The organism is Polaromonas sp. AET17H-212, assembly GCF_002379085.1.
Taxonomy (GTDB): Bacteria; Pseudomonadota; Gammaproteobacteria; order Burkholderiales; family Burkholderiaceae_C; genus Polaromonas.
On record NZ_NBZW01000001.1, the window covers coordinates 1 to 15,470 of the forward strand.

The 15,470-nt window shown below is 62.9% G+C and carries 15 protein-coding genes and 1 tRNA gene; 6 read left to right on the forward strand and 10 right to left on the reverse strand.

Annotation, left to right across the window (positions count from 1 at the left end; translation table 11 throughout):
• Positions 1-157: 157 nt before the first annotated feature.
• The 5 genes from B7G53_RS00005 to lptF all read right to left on the reverse strand — a co-directional run bounded on the left by B7G53_RS00005 (position 158) and on the right by lptF (position 5,063).
• A complete protein-coding gene (locus B7G53_RS00005) occupies positions 158-1,342 on the reverse strand; it encodes a pyridoxal phosphate-dependent aminotransferase (RefSeq protein ID WP_096662222.1) in 1,185 nt (394 codons plus the stop codon).
• 30 nt (positions 1,343-1,372) lie between these two features.
• Positions 1,373-2,317, reverse strand: a complete 945-nt coding sequence (locus tag B7G53_RS00010) for a CysB family HTH-type transcriptional regulator (protein WP_096662223.1) — start codon at positions 2,315-2,317, stop codon at positions 1,373-1,375.
• 105 nt (positions 2,318-2,422) lie between these two features.
• Positions 2,423-2,785, reverse strand: coding sequence for a sirohydrochlorin chelatase (locus B7G53_RS00015; protein WP_096662224.1), 363 nt, complete (start codon positions 2,783-2,785; stop codon positions 2,423-2,425).
• The gene (gene lptG / locus B7G53_RS00020) at positions 2,785-3,939 is read right to left on the reverse strand and encodes an LPS export ABC transporter permease LptG (RefSeq protein WP_096662225.1); all 1,155 of its coding nucleotides are present in this window, start codon (positions 3,937-3,939) and stop codon (positions 2,785-2,787) included. The genes B7G53_RS00015 and lptG overlap by 1 nt, the downstream gene beginning before the upstream one ends.
• Entirely contained in the window at positions 3,936-5,063 is a 1,128-nt protein-coding gene (lptF, locus tag B7G53_RS00025) for an LPS export ABC transporter permease LptF (RefSeq protein WP_096662226.1), read from the reverse strand. The genes lptG and lptF overlap by 4 nt, the downstream gene beginning before the upstream one ends.
• Positions 5,064-5,124: 61 nt before the next feature.
• On the opposite strand from lptF, the gene B7G53_RS00030 reads away from it, so the two are divergent.
• From B7G53_RS00030 to B7G53_RS00045, 4 genes are all read left to right on the forward strand, one after another.
• A complete protein-coding gene (locus tag B7G53_RS00030; protein ID WP_096662227.1) occupies positions 5,125-6,627 on the forward strand; it encodes a leucyl aminopeptidase in 1,503 nt (500 codons plus the stop codon).
• Positions 6,624-7,058 carry a DNA polymerase III subunit chi gene (locus tag B7G53_RS00035; RefSeq protein ID WP_096662228.1) on the forward strand — a complete coding sequence of 145 codons (435 nt, stop codon included), beginning with the start codon at positions 6,624-6,626 and terminating at the stop codon, positions 7,056-7,058. The genes B7G53_RS00030 and B7G53_RS00035 overlap by 4 nt, the downstream gene beginning before the upstream one ends.
• Positions 7,055-7,369, forward strand: a complete 315-nt coding sequence (locus tag B7G53_RS00040; RefSeq protein WP_096662229.1) for a hypothetical protein — start codon at positions 7,055-7,057, stop codon at positions 7,367-7,369. Before B7G53_RS00035 ends, B7G53_RS00040 begins: the two co-directional genes overlap by 4 nt.
• A gap of 348 nt (positions 7,370-7,717) precedes the next feature.
• Positions 7,718-8,911, forward strand: coding sequence for a branched-chain amino acid ABC transporter substrate-binding protein (locus tag B7G53_RS00045; RefSeq protein WP_176491237.1), 1,194 nt, complete (start codon positions 7,718-7,720; stop codon positions 8,909-8,911).
• 244 nt (positions 8,912-9,155) lie between these two features.
• Here the strand turns inward: B7G53_RS00045 and B7G53_RS00050 are convergent.
• The 4 genes from B7G53_RS00050 to B7G53_RS00065 form a co-directional block, all read right to left on the reverse strand.
• Positions 9,156-9,245: transfer RNA gene (locus tag B7G53_RS00050), tRNA-Ser, on the reverse strand.
• Positions 9,246-9,292: 47 nt separating this feature from the next.
• Positions 9,293-9,667, reverse strand: a complete 375-nt coding sequence (locus B7G53_RS00055; protein WP_096662230.1) for a DUF2237 family protein — start codon at positions 9,665-9,667, stop codon at positions 9,293-9,295.
• 24 nt (positions 9,668-9,691) lie between these two features.
• Positions 9,692-10,606 (reverse strand): SPFH domain-containing protein, encoded by a 915-nt coding sequence (locus B7G53_RS00060; protein WP_096662231.1) that lies wholly within the window; start codon positions 10,604-10,606, stop codon positions 9,692-9,694.
• Positions 10,607-10,673: 67 nt separating this feature from the next.
• Positions 10,674-11,111, reverse strand: a complete 438-nt coding sequence (locus B7G53_RS00065; RefSeq protein ID WP_369680262.1) for an NfeD family protein — start codon at positions 11,109-11,111, stop codon at positions 10,674-10,676.
• Positions 11,112-11,287: 176 nt separating this feature from the next.
• Here B7G53_RS00065 and B7G53_RS00070 point away from each other — a divergent pair, with 176 nt between their 5' ends.
• Positions 11,288-13,564: an arginine/lysine/ornithine decarboxylase gene (locus B7G53_RS00070; protein ID WP_096662232.1), complete on the forward strand. Its 2,277-nt coding sequence runs from the start codon at positions 11,288-11,290 to the stop codon at positions 13,562-13,564.
• Between the two features lie 41 nt (positions 13,565-13,605).
• Here B7G53_RS00070 and B7G53_RS00075 read toward each other — a convergent pair whose 3' ends face one another.
• A complete protein-coding gene (locus B7G53_RS00075) occupies positions 13,606-14,541 on the reverse strand; it encodes a DNA ligase (RefSeq protein ID WP_096662233.1) in 936 nt (311 codons plus the stop codon).
• A gap of 175 nt (positions 14,542-14,716) precedes the next feature.
• Between B7G53_RS00075 and B7G53_RS00080 the strand changes: the two genes are divergently transcribed.
• A complete protein-coding gene (locus B7G53_RS00080; protein WP_096662234.1) occupies positions 14,717-15,457 on the forward strand; it encodes a GNAT family N-acetyltransferase in 741 nt (246 codons plus the stop codon).
• Positions 15,458-15,470: the final 13 nt, after the last annotated feature.

A 15,470-nucleotide genomic window follows, 5' to 3' on the forward strand; every position in this document is an offset into this window, starting at 1 on the left:
GGGGGAGGGAGTGGGGAGTTGCGCCTACTGTCCCAAGCGAACCGGGAACGCAGCGTGATGCCGCAAATGCACTTATATCCTTGTACCGATTTCAATGATGAAATCGGCCTCCAGCCCTTATAGGTATTACGCCAATAGCTACCAATAGGATAGCAAATTACAGCCTGGCCAGCCGCTCCAGCGCACTGTTGAGCGTCTCGTCCTTCTTCGCAAAACAGAAGCGCACGACGCGCTGGTCGAAGCCGTTGCCGTAAAACGCCGAGAGCGGAATCGCGGCGACGCCGATCTCGCTGGTCAGCCATTTGCAGAAATCGGCTTCACCGAGGTCGCTGACTTGCGAGATGTCCACGCACTGGAAATAAGTGCCTTCGCTGGGCAACAGCTTGAAGCGGGTTTTCGCCAGACCGGCACGGAACAGGTCGCGCTTGCGCTGGTAAAACGCCGGCAGGTCCAGGTAAGGACGCGCATCCTGCATGTAGCTCGCCAGGCCGTATTGCACGGGCGTGTTGACAGTGAACACATTGAACTGGTGCACCTTGCGGAACTCGGTTGTCAGCGAAGCGGGTGCCGCCACATAACCGACCTTCCAGCCGGTCACATGGTAGGTTTTGCCGAAACTGCTGACGATGAAAGCACGCGCGGCCAGGCCGGGGAAACGCGCGGCGCTTTCGTGCACGCGGCCCTGCGCGGCGTCGAAGACCATGTGTTCATAGACCTCGTCGCTGATCAGCAGCACGTCGGTGGGCGCCAGGATCTCCTGCAGGCGCAGCATGTCCGCGCGGGTCCAGACGGTGGCGCTGGGGTTGTGCGGCGAGTTGATGATGATCGCGCGCGTTTTGGGGGTGATGGCGGCGGAGATCTTGTCGAAGTCGGGGCGGAAGGTGCCGGGTGTCAGGGGCACGCGCACGGGAACGCCGCCGGCCAGCTCGATGTTGGGCACGTAGCTGTCGTAACAGGGCTCGAGCACGATGACTTCATCACCGGGGTGCACCACGGCCAACACCGCCGTGAGGATGGCCTGCGTGGCGCCGGCCGTCACGGTGATCTCGGTATTCGGGTTGTAGCTGCGGCCGTGCAGCTGCTGCAGCTTGGCGGCAATCGCCTCGCGCAGCACCGGCACACCGGGCATGGGCGGGTACTGGTTCAGGCCGCGGGTCATCGCATCGTTGACGGCGCCGACCAGTTGGGGGTCGCAGTCGAAGTCCGGGAAACCCTGGCCCAGGTTGACCGCGTTTTTTTCGAGGGCCAGCGCCGACATCACGGTGAAGATGGTGGTGCCCACGGCGGGCAGTTTGGTCTGTAGTTCTGGCGTGCGCTCGCTGGCAAAAGGCATGGTTGTCATGGGGATGGGTGGGTGCTGGAGGAAAGGTTTTTAAAGTTCGAAATCGCCGTGGCGGCTGCTCATGGCCCGGGTGATCTGGGCGCGGTCGAGCTTGTCATTGAGCAGTTCGGCAAACTTGTAGACAAAGTTGCGCAGGTAGGCGCTGCGCTTGAAGGCGACACGCGCCACGTTCACGCCGAACAGCTGGCCGGCCGGCAGGGCGACCAGGTCGGTGTTGGTGCCGTCGTCCTTGAGCGCCATCTCGGCCACAATGCCGACCCCCAGGCCGAGGCGCACATAGGTCTTGATCACGTCGGAGTCGATCGCTTCGAGCGCAATGCGCGGATGCAGGTGTTTGGCGGCAAAGGCCTGGTCGATCTTGGTGCGGCCGGTGAACGAGGGGTGGTAGGTGATCAGCGGCTGCTCGGCCAGGTCTTCCAGCGTGATGTTGTCCTGTTTGGCCAGCGGGTGGTCCAGCGGCAACACCAGCATGTGCTGCCATTCGTAGCAGGGCAGCGTGACCAGCTCTTCGTAGTGCGCCAGCGACTCGGTGGCAATGCCGATCTCGGCCACCTCGTCGATCAGCATGCGCGCCACCTGGTCGGGCGAGCCCTGGTGCAGGCTGACGTTGACCTTGGGAAACGCCTCGCGCAGCTTGGCCACCGGCTGCGGCAGCACATAACGGGCCTGGGTGTGGGTGGTCGCGATCGACAGGGTGCCGCTGTCCTGCGCGGAAAACTGCTCGCCGATACGCCGCAGGTTGCCGACTTCGCGCATGATGATGTCTATGCTTTTGAGCACGTGTTCGCCCGGTTCGGTCACGCGTTTGAGGCGCTTGCCGTGGCGGGCAAAAATTTCCACACCCAGTTCTTCCTCGAGCTCGATGATGGCCTTGGACACCCCGGGCTGCGAAGTGTGCAGGATGCGTGCCGTTTCGGTGAGGTTCAGGTTGCGCCGGACGGCTTCCTGGACAAAGCGAAATTGGTGAAGATTCATATCCGATTCTTGCTAATTGTTCGCTTTATTATGCCCGTTTGAACCTAAGAGCGATTGGCCAGCGCTTAAAAAATGCAGGAAGCCGCGCGCCTTGGTGCCCCCGGTTCAGGACAGGGCGATTTCGGCCATCAGCGCGGTCAGCTGGGGGTGCTCGCCAGCCGTCGGCATCAGGGCCACCGTCACCTCCGGGTGCAAGGCGCGAACTTCTGCCAGCAGCAGCGGCAGGTCTTCCCGGGCGTGTTTTCCCACACCGAGAAAAAGCGGGAAAACCTTGATACTGTCTACGCCGGAAGCTATCAAATCAGTAGCGGCCTGGGCCAGGTCCGGCGCGCACAACTCGAGGTAGGCGCAGCAGACCAGGGCATCGGGGTCGCGTGCGCGGATCGCCTCGGCCACGGCCTCGATGGGCAGGCGCCAGAGGGGGTCGCGCGAGCCGTGCGCAAACAGGACGATGCCTTGCCTGGCCATCAGCGTCTCAGGACCAGCCAGCCGAAGGCGCCCAGCGAAATGGCGGTGTAGAGCAGGCCGGGCGCGGCGGCGGCCAGCCAGGGTTGCCAGTTCTGCAGGTTGCCGATGTAGCCAAACACGTTGTTGAGCAGGAAAAAGCTGATGCCGATCATCACGCCGCCGAACACATAACCGGCGATGCCGCCGCTGCGAAAGTGCAGGTAGGCGAAGGGCAGGGCCAGCACCACCATCACCAGGCAGCTCAGCGGGTAGAACACCTTTTTCCAGAACTCGATTTCGTAACGCTGGGCGGTCTGGCCATTGGCGTTGAGGTGGCGGATGTAGGCGAACAGGTCGATCGTGCTCATGCGTTCGGGCTTGAGCACGGCGACCGAGACCATCTCCGCGCTGATGCCGGTGGGCCAGCGGAACTGGGCGATCTTGTTGATGCTGATTTTGGCCGTGTCACGCGCGGCCTCGCTGCTGCTTGCCTGTCCCGGCCGCACGGTGAATTCGGTCCGGGTGCCGTTTTCGAGTTGCCAGGAATCGTCGGACCCAAACCGGGCGATGGCCGATTGCGTGATGGACACCAGCAGGCCCTTGTTGTCGAACTCGAACACCCGCACGGCCTGCATCTCGTTGTCGGCCGACAGGGCGCCGACGTTGACCACGTAGCTGTTGTAGGCCTGTTTTTCCTTGAGCCACGCCCCGGTCTGGCCGATGGTGATGCGGCCCTGGTAACGCGCCTTGAGCAGCTGGGCGGCACGGTCGGCGGCCGGGGCCACGTAGTCGCCGATGGCGAAACAGACCACGACGAAAATCGCCCCCAGGGTCAGCAGCAGGCGCAACGCGCGCCAGGGTTCCAGGCCGCTGGTGCGCAAGATGGTGTATTCCGAACTCTGCGCCAGCCGGGCCATCACGAAAATGGTGCCGATCAGCACCGAGATCGGTACCAGCTCGTACAGGTGGCTGGGAATCAGCAGCGCCACGTACAGCAGCGCATGGCGGATCTGGTAGGTGTTGGCGTCGGAACTGACGGCGCCGGCCGCATTTTTGCCCAGGTACTGCAGCTCATCGACCAGGTCGAAAAAGAAAAACAGCGCCAGAAATCCGACCGCCACAAAAGCAATGGAGGCCAGCACCTCGCCGTAAATCAGGCGGCGTATGGTTTTCATGCGGCCACCTTGCCCGCCTGCCGGCTGGCCTGCCGCTTGCGCTCCCGGCTCATGGCGCCCTTGAAGGTCCAGTTCAGGTGGCGCTTGGACAGCCAGCCCAGCGCCAGCAGCAACGCGCCGCCGTGCAGGGCCAGCACGAAGCCGGCGAAATTGGCCGCGCCCACGCTGATCCAGCTCTGGCCCAGGTTCAGCAGGTTGTGATAAACGACAAAGGTGAACAGCACAAAGATCAGGTTGCCGCTGCGTCCGGCGCGCGGGTTGACGCTGGCCAGCGCCAGCGCAATCACGACAAAATTGATGGCGGCCAGCGCCATGCCCAGGCGCCAGGCCAGCTCGCCCTGGTTGGTCCGTGTGGGCGACTTCATCAGTTCGCGGGTGGACTTGGATTTTTCGGGGATGTTGGCGCCGTTGATCAGCGGGCTGTCGCCGGCCTTGCTGCCGTATTGCGCAAACTCGGTGATCTTCAGGGCCGACTTGCCGATCTCGCTTTCAAGCCGCTGGCCGTTGTCGAGCAGCAGCATCTGGTCCTTGCCGACGGTTTCGATGCGACCGGAACTGGCGGTGGTCACCGAATTCTTGCCCTTTTCGGTCGAGGCGATGAAGACGTTGTTGCTGACTTTTTCCCCGCTGGTGTCGCGGTCGATGAAAAAGACCCGGTTGCCGCTGGACGATTCCTGGAACTGGCCGGGCGAGACCCGCTGCAGGTCCCCGCGCTGCTCGTACCGGTCCCGCACCTCCTGGGTCTGCAGGTTGGACCAGGGCCAGACAAACACCGACATCAGCGTGATCACCAGCAGCACCGGCCAGGCGAAGCGGAACAGCGGGACGAGAAAAAAGCCCAGACCGCGGCCACTGACAAACCAGACGACCATCTCGCTGTCGCGGTACATGCGCGAGAGGGTGCTGACCATGGCCACAAACAGGGACAGCGTCAGGATGATCGGCATGCGGCCCAGGGCCGAGTACCCCATGACCAGCATCACGTCCTGCGGGTTGACACTGCCGCGCGAGGCCTGCCCGAGCGTGCGGATCAGGATGATGGTGATCACAATGGTCATCAAAACCACAAGGGTGGCCCCAAAACTGCGCGCCAGCTCTTTGCGGATCGAGGATTGGAATAACATTGACTGAAACTTGCCCTTAACAACAACCGACAACTGCGCTTGCGACGCCTAACCCTCGATTATGGACTTTGAACTCAAAACCCTGACCCCCGCCCGAATTTGCGCCGAGAAATGTGATGCCCTGATTGTGCTGGTGGCCGGCGAGACGGGCGCCGGAACCGACGCGGTGTCGAAAATGGTAACGCTGGCGCTGAAGGCGGGGGACTTTGAAAACAAGGCCGGCAAGCTGCTCAGCGCCTACCGGCCCGAGGGCGTGGCGGCCACGCGGGTACTGCTGGCGGGGGCCGGCGACGGCAGCGCCAAAAGCATACGGACCGCGGTGCATGCAGCGATGGTTGCCCTGAAAAACACCAATGCGCGGCGTGTGCTGCTCAGTCTCTGCGCACTGCCGCAGGCCGGTCAGGAGACCGCGCGCGCCGCCGTGCTGGCCTGCGCCGATGCCGCCTACCTTTACAGCACCACCAAATCGAAGCCGGCCGAACAAAAACTCAAGCAGGTGCTGGTGGCCGTCTCCTCGCTGGCGGCCAGCCGGGCCGGATTCGACAAGGGCGTCGGGCTGGCCAAGGGACTCGCACTCGCCAAGGAGTGGGCCAACCGGCCGGCCAACCACGCGACGCCGACAATGCTCGCCCAGGCCGCCAAGGACCTCGGAAAACTGCCTGGAATCAAGGTGGAGGTGCTGGGCCCCAAAGAGGTCGCCAAACTCGGCATGGGCTCCTTCATGGCCGTCGCCCAAGGCTCGGAAGAACCCCTGCGTTTCATCGTGCTGCGTTATGACGGCGGCGCGAAAGCCGAGGCGCCGGTGGTGCTGATCGGCAAGGGCATCACTTTCGACACCGGTGGCATCTCCATCAAGCCGGCCGCCGAGATGGACGAGATGAAATACGACATGGGCGGCGCCGCCAGCGTGCTCGGTACTTTCCGCGCGCTGGCCGAACTGCAGCCCGCGCTCAATGTGGTGGGCCTGATTCCGGCCTGCGAAAACATGCCCGACGGCCGCGCCGTCAAGCCCGGCGATGTGGTCACCAGCATGAGCGGGCAGACCATCGAGATCCTCAACACCGATGCCGAAGGCCGGCTGGTGCTGTGTGATGCGTTGACCTATGCCGAACGCCTGAAGCCACGCGCCGTGGTGGACATTGCCACCCTGACCGGCGCCTGCGTGATTGCGCTGGGTGGCGTGCGCAGCGGCATGTTTTCCAGCGACGAAGCGTTGGCCCTGGCCCTGGGCGCGGCCGGCGACAGCTCGCTTGATCTGTGCTGGCGCATGCCGCTCGACGACGAATACGCCGATGGCCTGAAAACTCATTTTGCGGACGTGGCCAACGTCGCCGGACGTGCCGGCGGCGCCATCACCGCAGCCAAGTTTCTGCAGCGTTTTGCCGGCAAGTTCCCCTGGGCGCACCTCGACATTGCCGGCACGGCCTGGAAAAGCGGTGCCGCCAAGGGCGCAACCGGCCGGCCCGTGCCCCTGCTGGTCGACTTTTTGCTGAGCCAGGTTCAGTCGGGCAGGGCGCCAGCCAAAACCCGGACCCCCAAGGCGGGGGCCCGGTCCCGCGCATGACGGAAGTTGCTTTTCATTTCAACGTGCCGGACAAGCTGACCTACAGCTGCCGGCTGCTGCGCAAGGCCTGGGGCAGCGGGGCGCGCGTGGTGGTGACTGCCGAGCCGGACATGCTGGCCCGGCTCGACCAGTTGTTGTGGACCTTTTCCCCGCTGGAGTTTGTGCCGCATTGCCACCTGAGCGCCGTCCCGTCCACCGTGTCTGTGACGCCGGTGGTGCTGGCCGGGTCGCTGGAGGCCTGTCCCCACCATGAGGTGCTGGTCAATCTCGGACACCAGGTGCCGGTCGGGTTTGAGCGTTTCGAGCGGTTCATCGAACTGGTCACCCTGGCCGATGACGACCGCGCGGCGGCCCGCAGCCGTTGGAAGCATTACGCCGACCGCGGTTATGCCATGAAGCGGCATGACCTGGCCAGCGCGGGCGCAACATGAACCGCCCGCCACCCCGGTTTGTGCCCACGCTGACGGAAGTGGTGCAACCCCAGGCCACCACGCCCGGGGGCCGGACCGCGCCCGCGGCGATGGACATGCAGCACTTTCAGGAGCAGATGGTGCATCGCGTGATGCAGCGCGTCGATTTGACGCTGGACCGGCTGCTGCGCGAGACCGTGGGCCGTCTGGTGCTGGAACACACCCAGGCACTGGCGCCCAGCCTCAGGGACGAAATCGAGATCGTCGTGCGGCAGTCGGTCAACCAGGCCTTTGAACAGGAACTGGCCAGCCAGCTGCTGGACAAGCCCTGAAACTGCTGCGTCCCGGGCTTCCCCTTTTCATGCGGATGGCTTGTTGAAGGACGTAAATAATGCCAGAAGCGGCTGCGGTTGGACGACCTGTTGCCTGCGGCTGCCGGCATTTTTGCCGATGGCTGATCATGCCGCACGGCCCAGCGTTACCGTTGGGAATGGGCTGCTTCTCGCGTTTTATTAGATTTGCTAATAGCAGATCAATTTCGTTTCTTTCCCGGCCTCCACCGCGCAACACTAGGGCTGCTTGCTATGGTGCGGGCGCGGAAATTGCGTTATGTTCGTGGCTGTTGAGTAAAAAAATCAGTTCTCAACCATCAACGGTAATTTAATAATTGGAGTGTATTTATGCAAATGAAATGGACTGCGGTCGCTTTGGCCGCCATGTTGGTTGTTGCCTGCGGCAAAAAAGAAGAAGCTGCGCCGGCCGCCACTGCACCTGCTGCCCCGGTCGTTGCGGCTCCCGCTCCCGCCGGTGATACGCTCGTTGTCAAGATCGGTCACGTCGCCCCGACTTCCGGCGCGCAGGCCCATTACGGCAAAGACAATGAAAATGGCGTCCGCATGGCCATCGAGGACCTGAACAAACAGGGCGTCATGATCGGCGGCAAGAAGGCCACCTTCGAAATCGTCGCTGAAGATGATGCGGCTGATCCGAAACAGGGCACGGCTGCCGCACAAAAACTGTGCGACTCCAAAGTCGCCGGCGTGGTGGGTCACCTCAACTCGGGCACGACCATTCCTGCCTCCAAGGTCTACAACGACTGCGGCATTCCTCACGTCACCGGTGCCGCCACCAACCCTGACCTGACCAAGCCAGGCTACAACACCACCTACCGCATCATCGCCAACGATCTGGCCCTGGGGGCCGGTCTGGCGTTTTACGCTGCCGATACGCTCAAGCTGAAGAAAGTGGCCGTCATCGACGACCGTTCCGCTTACGGCCAGGGTGTTGCCGACATCTTCAAGAAGACTGCCAAGGAAAAAGGCATGACCGTGGTGGACGAGCAGTTCACCACCGACAAGGCCACCGACTTCATGGCCATCCTGACCGCCATCAAGGCCAAAGGCCCTGACGCTATTTTCTACGGCGGCATGGATCCCCAAGCCGGCCCCATGCTGCGCCAGATGGAGCAGCTCGGCATGAGCAAGGTCAAGTACTTCGGCGGCGACGGCATCTGCACCTCCGAGATCGCCAAACTCGCTGCTGGCGCCAAAACCCTGAGCAACGTGGTTTGTGCCGAAGGCGGCGCATCGCTGGCCAAGATGCCTGGCGGCGTCGAGTGGAAGAAGCGCTACGACGAGAAGTACCCGAACCAGTTCCAGGTCTACAGCCCGTACACCTATGACGCGACTTTCGTGCTGGTCGACGCGATGAAACGCGCCAACTCGAGCGAGCCGAAAGTCTACATCCCCGAGTTGATCAAAACCAGCTTCAAGGGCGTGACCACCACCATCGAGTTCCTGCCTAATGGCGAACTGAAGAACCCGTCCATCACCTTGTACACCTACAAGGACGGCAAGAAAACGGCTCTGGAATAAATTTTCCGGCCCTCAGCAAAAAAGCCACCGCGAGGTGGCTTTTTTTTGTTCCTGGAAAGGAGGCGCGGGAAGACGCTCGCGGTGCTGCAGCGCCATTCATCGCCGGGAGGGTATTGTTGCGCTGAGGCGGTCAGTCCTGTACCTCAATGGCGGACATAAAAACAGCAGACACAAAAAAGCCCGGACAAGCCGGGCTTTCAGGAGTTTTCACTGCCGTGTGGAAAACTCACGGCAACTGTACTTTTGGCGGAAAGGGCGGGATTCGAACCCGCGGTGGGTATAACCCCACGCACGCTTTCCAGGCGTGTGACTTAAACCGCTCATCCACCTTTCCGCGAAGCCTCACATTGTAGCAGTGCGCGGCACACAAGATGGCGTTGATCAGTGAAGCGCGCTGTGAAAACGGTGTTTTTCCAGTTGCGCGCGTGTCACGAACTCCAGTGCCTTGAGGTGGGTGGACTCCAGAATCACGGGGGGTGCAAAGCCGGCTTCCAGTGCCTCGCGCCAGCGGTTGGCGCACAGGCACCACCGGTCACCGGGCTTGAGCCCGGCAAAGCGGTACTCCGGCCGCGGTGTCACCAGGTCGTTGCCTTTGGCTGCTGAAAACACCAGAAAGTCGCTGGTCACCTTGACGCAGACGAGGTGCGAGCCCTGGTCGGACTCGTCGGTGTTGCAGCAGCCGTCGCGGAAATAGCCGGTCAGCGGGTCGTAGGAGCAGGGGACCAGCTCCGTGCCGAGGACGTTCATGGTGCTCATGCGTTTGCCTTCTGCGGATGCTGATCAGGCGGCCCGGGTGGACTGCACCATGGTCATGGCCGAGGTGATCAGGGCCGAGACTTCGGTCATGTTGCTGGGAACAATCAGCGTGGTCTTGGCGTCAGCCGCGACGCGGGAGTAGGCCTCCATCGCCTTTTCGGCAACCTTGAGCTGGACCGCCATTTCGCCGCCGGGCTGGCGGATGGCCGCAGCCACGACTTCGATCGCGCGCGCATTGGCTTCGGCCACCGCCGTGATGGCGGCCGCTTCACCCTGCGCATTGTTGATAGCAGCGAGCTTTTCACCTTCGGAGCGGGCAATGAAGGCCTCGCGTTCACCGGTGGCGATGTTGATCTGTTCCTGGCGGCGGCCTTCGGAGGCGGCAATCAGTGCGCGTTTTTCACGCTCGGCGGTGATCTGCGACTGCATGGCATGCAGGATTTCCTTGGGCGGGGTCAGGTCCTTGATCTCGTAACGCAGCACCTTGACACCCCAGTTCAGTGCGGCCTCGTCGATGGCGGCCACGACCTGGGCGTTGATGATGTCGCGTTCCTCGAAGGTCTTGTCGAGCTCGAGCTTGCCGATCACGCTGCGCAGCGAGGTCTGCGCCAACTGGGTGACGGCCACGATGTAGTTGGAGGAGCCGTAGCTGGCGCGCATCGGGTCGGTGACCTGGAAATACAGGATGCCGTCCACCTGCAACTGGGTGTTGTCGCGCGTGATGCAGACCTGGCTGGGAACGTCGAGCGGGATTTCCTTGAGCGAATGTTTGTAGGCCACGCGGTCAATGAAAGGGATCAGGAAATTGAGGCCCGGTGTCAGGCTGCCGTGGAATTTGCCCAGCCGTTCGACGACCCAGGCATTTTGTTGGGGCACGACCTTGATGCTGCGCGCGATAAAAATGACGGCAATCACCAGGATGACGAGTGCAATTTCCATGAATTTCTCCGTAAAAAAACAAAAACAGGGGCGGCCTCAGCCGACCGGCATCAGACCGTTCACTTTCTCACAGTTTGCCGACCACCAGGCGGTTGCCGTTGAGTTTTCTGACCTTGAAGAGGCCGGGCTGGGGCGCCGCATCATGGTCGGCGAGCTCCACCGTCCATTGGGCGCCGCGGTATTTCACGGTGGCGGTGGCATCGTCGTTCCACTGCTGCACATGCACGGTCTCGCCGATGTCCATCTGCACGTCCCGGTTGGCATTGGCCTGGGCCGGCCTGGGGCTCTTGCTGCGTTTCCAGTGCCAGGCCACCACGGCGCCGCCGCCGACCACGGCCGCGACCACAATCTGCAGCATGACGGAGGCACCAAGATGGGCCGCCAGCGCCGCCGCCGTCATGCCGACGGCCAGCATCAGCAGGTAAAACGTCCCTGTGACCAGTTCCAGCGCCACGGCAGCACCGGCCAGCAGCCACCAAATCGTCGAATCGGACAGGGTTGCCATGTTGCGTTTCCTTCGTTTCCTAAAAGCCACATTCTGGGCCACAAATCTCCCCGGCAAGCATAGAACAAGTTCTCAAACCCGACCGGGAAAGGCCAAGCTGGCGCCGCTGACCGCAAATATCCTTACACTTCGGCCCTGATTCGTTTTTTTTGGCAGCTCCAGGCAAAGGCCTTTTGATGAAATTCCGCTTTCCCATCGTCATCATTGACGAAGACTTCCGCTCCGAAAATACCTCCGGGCTGGGCATTCGCGCGCTGGCGCAAGCCATAGAAACCGAGGGTTTTGAGGTGCTGGGCGTGACCAGCTATGGTGACCTGTCGCAGTTTGCGCAGCAGCAAAGCCGTGCCAGCGCCTTCATTTTGTCGATTGACGACGAAGAATTCACGCCCGGGCCGGATCTGGACCCCGCGGTGGTGAACCTGCGCCACTTCATCGAGGAAGTGCGGCGCAAGAACCTGGATGTGCCGATTTACGTTTATGGCGAAACCAAGACCTCGCGCCACATCCCCAACGACATCCTGCGCGAGTTGCATGGCTTCATCCACATGTTCGAGGACACGCCCGAGTTTGTGGCGCGCCACATCATCCGCGAGGCCAAGAGTTACCTGGAGGGCGTGCAGCCGCCATTTTTCAAGGCGCTGCTCGATTACGCCGAGGACGGTTCCTACTCCTGGCACTGCCCGGGGCATTCCGGCGGCGTGGCCTTTCTGAAGAGCCCGGTCGGGCAGATGTTCCACCAGTTTTTCGGCGAGAACATGCTGCGCGCCGACGTCTGCAATGCGGTCGAGGAGCTGGGCCAGTTGCTGGACCATGACGGCCCGGTCGGTGCCTCGGAGCGCAATGCCGCCCGCATCTTCAACGCCGACCACTGCTTTTTCGTGACCAATGGCACGTCCACCTCGAACAAGATGGTCTGGCACCACACCGTGGCGCCCGGCGATGTGGTGGTGGTGGACCGCAACTGCCACAAGTCCATCCTGCACGCGATCATCATGACCGGCTCGATTCCGGTGTTCCTCAAGCCGACGCGCAACCACTTCGGCATCATCGGCCCGATTCCGAAGGAAGAGTTCGAGCAGGCTTCCATCCAGGCCAAGATCAAGGCCAACCCGCTGCTCAAGGGCGTGGACGCCAAGAAGGTCAAGCCGCGGGTGCTGACCATCACCCAGTCCACCTACGACGGCGTGCTGTACAACACCGAAACCATCAAGGGCATGCTCGACGGGTATGTCGAGAACCTGCATTTCGACGAGGCCTGGTTGCCGCACGCGGCCTTCCACCCGTTTTACGGCAGCTACCACGCGATGGGAAAAAAACGCGCGCGGCCCAAGCAGGCCATGGTGTATGCGACACAGTCCATCCACAAGCTGCTGGCCGGCATCAGCCAGGCCAGCCACGTGCTGGTGCAGGACTCGCAGACCGTCAAGCTCGACAGGCACCTCTTCAACGAGGCCTACCTGATGCACACCTCGACCTCGCCGCAGTACAGCATCATCGCCAGCTGCGACGTGGCCGCGGCCATGATGGAGCCGCCCGGCGGCACCGCGCTGGTCGAGGAAAGCATTGCCGAGGCGCTGGATTTTCGCCGCGCGATGCGCAAGGTCGATGAGGAATACGGCGACGACTGGTGGTTCAAGGTCTGGGGCCCCGAGAAGCTGGTGGACGAGGGCATCGGCCGCTCGGATGACTGGATCATCAAGGGCGAATCCAAGAATGCCAAGGCCGGCGTCAACTGGCACGGCTTCGGCAAGATGGCGACCGGCTTCAACATGCTGGACCCGATCAAGTCCACCGTCGTGACACCCGGCATGGACCTGAACGGCAAATTCGCCAAAACCGGCATTCCGGCCAGCATCGTGACCAAGTTCCTGGCCGAGCACGGCGTGGTGGTGGAGAAAACCGGTCTCTACAGCTTCTTCATCATGTTCACCATCGGCATCACCAAGGGCCGCTGGAACAGCATGCTGACGGCGCTGCAGCAGTTCAAGGACGACTACGCCAAGAACCAGCCCATGTGGCGCATCCTGCCGGAGTTCTGCCAGAAATATCCCAAGTACGAAAAAATGGGCCTGGCCGACCTGTGCCAGCACATCCACGCGCTCTACGCCAAGTACGACATCGCGCGCCTGACAACCGACATGTATTTAAGCGACCTGACGCCGGCCATGAAGCCCAGCGACGCCTACGCGCACATCGCGCTGCACAAAACCGAACGCGTCGAGATCGACAAGCTCGAGGGCCGCATCACGGTGGGACTGGTCACGCCCTATCCGCCCGGCATTCCGCTGCTGATTCCCGGCGAAGTGTTCAACAAGAAGATCGTCGACTACCTGAAGTTCTCACGCGAGTTCAACGCGCAGTGCCCGGGCTTCGAGACCGACATTCATGGCCTGGTCGAAATTGAAGACGCCGACGGCAAGAAGCACTATTACGCTGACTGCGTGAAAGAGTAATCAACGCGCGAAACCGGCTCGCCGGTCGCCGGCCGCGGCGTTCAGGGCTGTGCCGGCGCCATGTCCTCCCGAACCCGCAGGAAGCTCGCAAAGCGCGGCACACCGCTGTCATTCAAGCCGCGAAAGCGGTAGGTGACGATGCTGCCCACGAGCGGTGGGTGGCGCCGCTGTTCGTCGCTGAAGCCGGTGCCCAGCTTGAAGCGCTTGCCCGGCAGGCCGTCCGCGCCGATCGTCTCGACCAGCAAAGCGCCCAAGGCCGCCGCATGTTTGCCCTGGCCCGGCCGGTGGGCCAGCACGCGGGCTTCCGCGTCTTCATGCGTCTTGACCTTGAGCAGGTCGTCATTGCGCAGGCCCTGGTAAAGCGAGGCGCCGCGGTGCAGCATCAGCCCTTCGCCACCCAGCCGGACGGTTTTGGCCAGCAGGCGCTGGAGTTCGGCATGGCTGGCCACCCGGGACTGCGCGACCGCCTGCACCCAGGGCTGGTCAATGCGGCTGACCACCCCATGGAGGGCCGGAATCCGCTCGGTGAAGGTTCCGGCCTGCGTGGGCAGGTCGAACACCATGAAACGCAGGGCGCGCCACGCGGCGTCGTCCGGCGTTTGCTGGCGCACGGTAGAGACCGCCTTGGAGAATTGACCCCGCCCGGCCCACAACTCGCCGTCCAGGGGCTGCCTGGGCCAGCCCGCCGTGAACCAAGCCGGCGCGGCGATGCGTTCGCCGCCGCGGGTCAGCAACTTTTCTCCGTCCCAGTAGCCCCGCACGCCGTCGAGTTTTTCACTGACCCAGTAGTCCTGCAGTGCGATGCCGGGGCGGTAGACATTGGCCAGCATCAGCGACGGGTTGTTGCCGGCCGCCGCAGCGGGAAGGGCCGGCGCCAACAGGGACGTCAATGCCAGCAGCCAGGGCAGTGCGCGGATGCGAAGGAAAGCGCCGCCCGCGCGGGGGAGCGTGAAGGTGGGTGGTGGAGGTGTCGTCATGTCGCTGGATTTATTGCATGATTCATGCCGCAAGCGCCCGAACGAAGGGCGGAGTCAGCTATCAAAATAGTAGTGTTGGAGTTTTTCCGTTTTGCCCGCTTTTCTGGCCTGCGCCTGACGATTGTGCGGTCAGGCGCGGGCCTGCTGCAAGACTGAACCAGTACAAACTTCATTCATGAACGCCAAAGATGTTGCTTCCATAGAACAGGCCACCCTGGCCGCCGTGGCCCCCGACACCGTGGAGGAGCGGGAGGGCTGGCTGATGCCGGTCGATCACGGAACCATAGGCCGCGCCCGAAGCGCCGTGCCGCTGCAGCATACGCACGCGGAGCCGGGCGTGCTGGACCGCATCGAGGCGTATTACGCGGCGCGCGGCCTGCCGGCGGTGTTTCGCCTGGCCACCGACGCCTGTTTTGACGGTTTGCGCCATGAACTGCGCCAGCGCGGCTACAGCGCCGACAAACCCACGCTGGTGCAGTTGGGCACGGTAGCGCGTATGCGCGATGTGTCATCGCAGGTAAGCGCCGAGATCCATGCTGCGCCGGATGCGGCCTGGACGGCGCTTTTCCTGGGAGAAGGCTTTGATCCGGTGGACGGCGCCTGCCGGGTCAGGGCGCTGAGTCGTGCGCAGGGCTCGGTGTATGCCAGCGTTCGTGAAGGCGGCCAGGTGCTCGCGGGCGGAGTGGCGGCGTTTGGCCATGGTTGGGTCAGCGTGCACGGCATGCGCACCGTCGCAGGGCACCGCGGCCGGGGTCTCGCCGGACGGGTGCTGGCCGGGCTGGCCGACATTGCACGGGAGCGGGGCATGGCACGGGTCTTCCTGCAGGTGGAGGCCAGCAACACCGCCGCGCAGGCGTTATACCGGCGCGCGGGCTTTGAAGCCGCGTGGTCTTACGTGTACTGGCGCCGCACCTAAGTAGCTGGCGCGG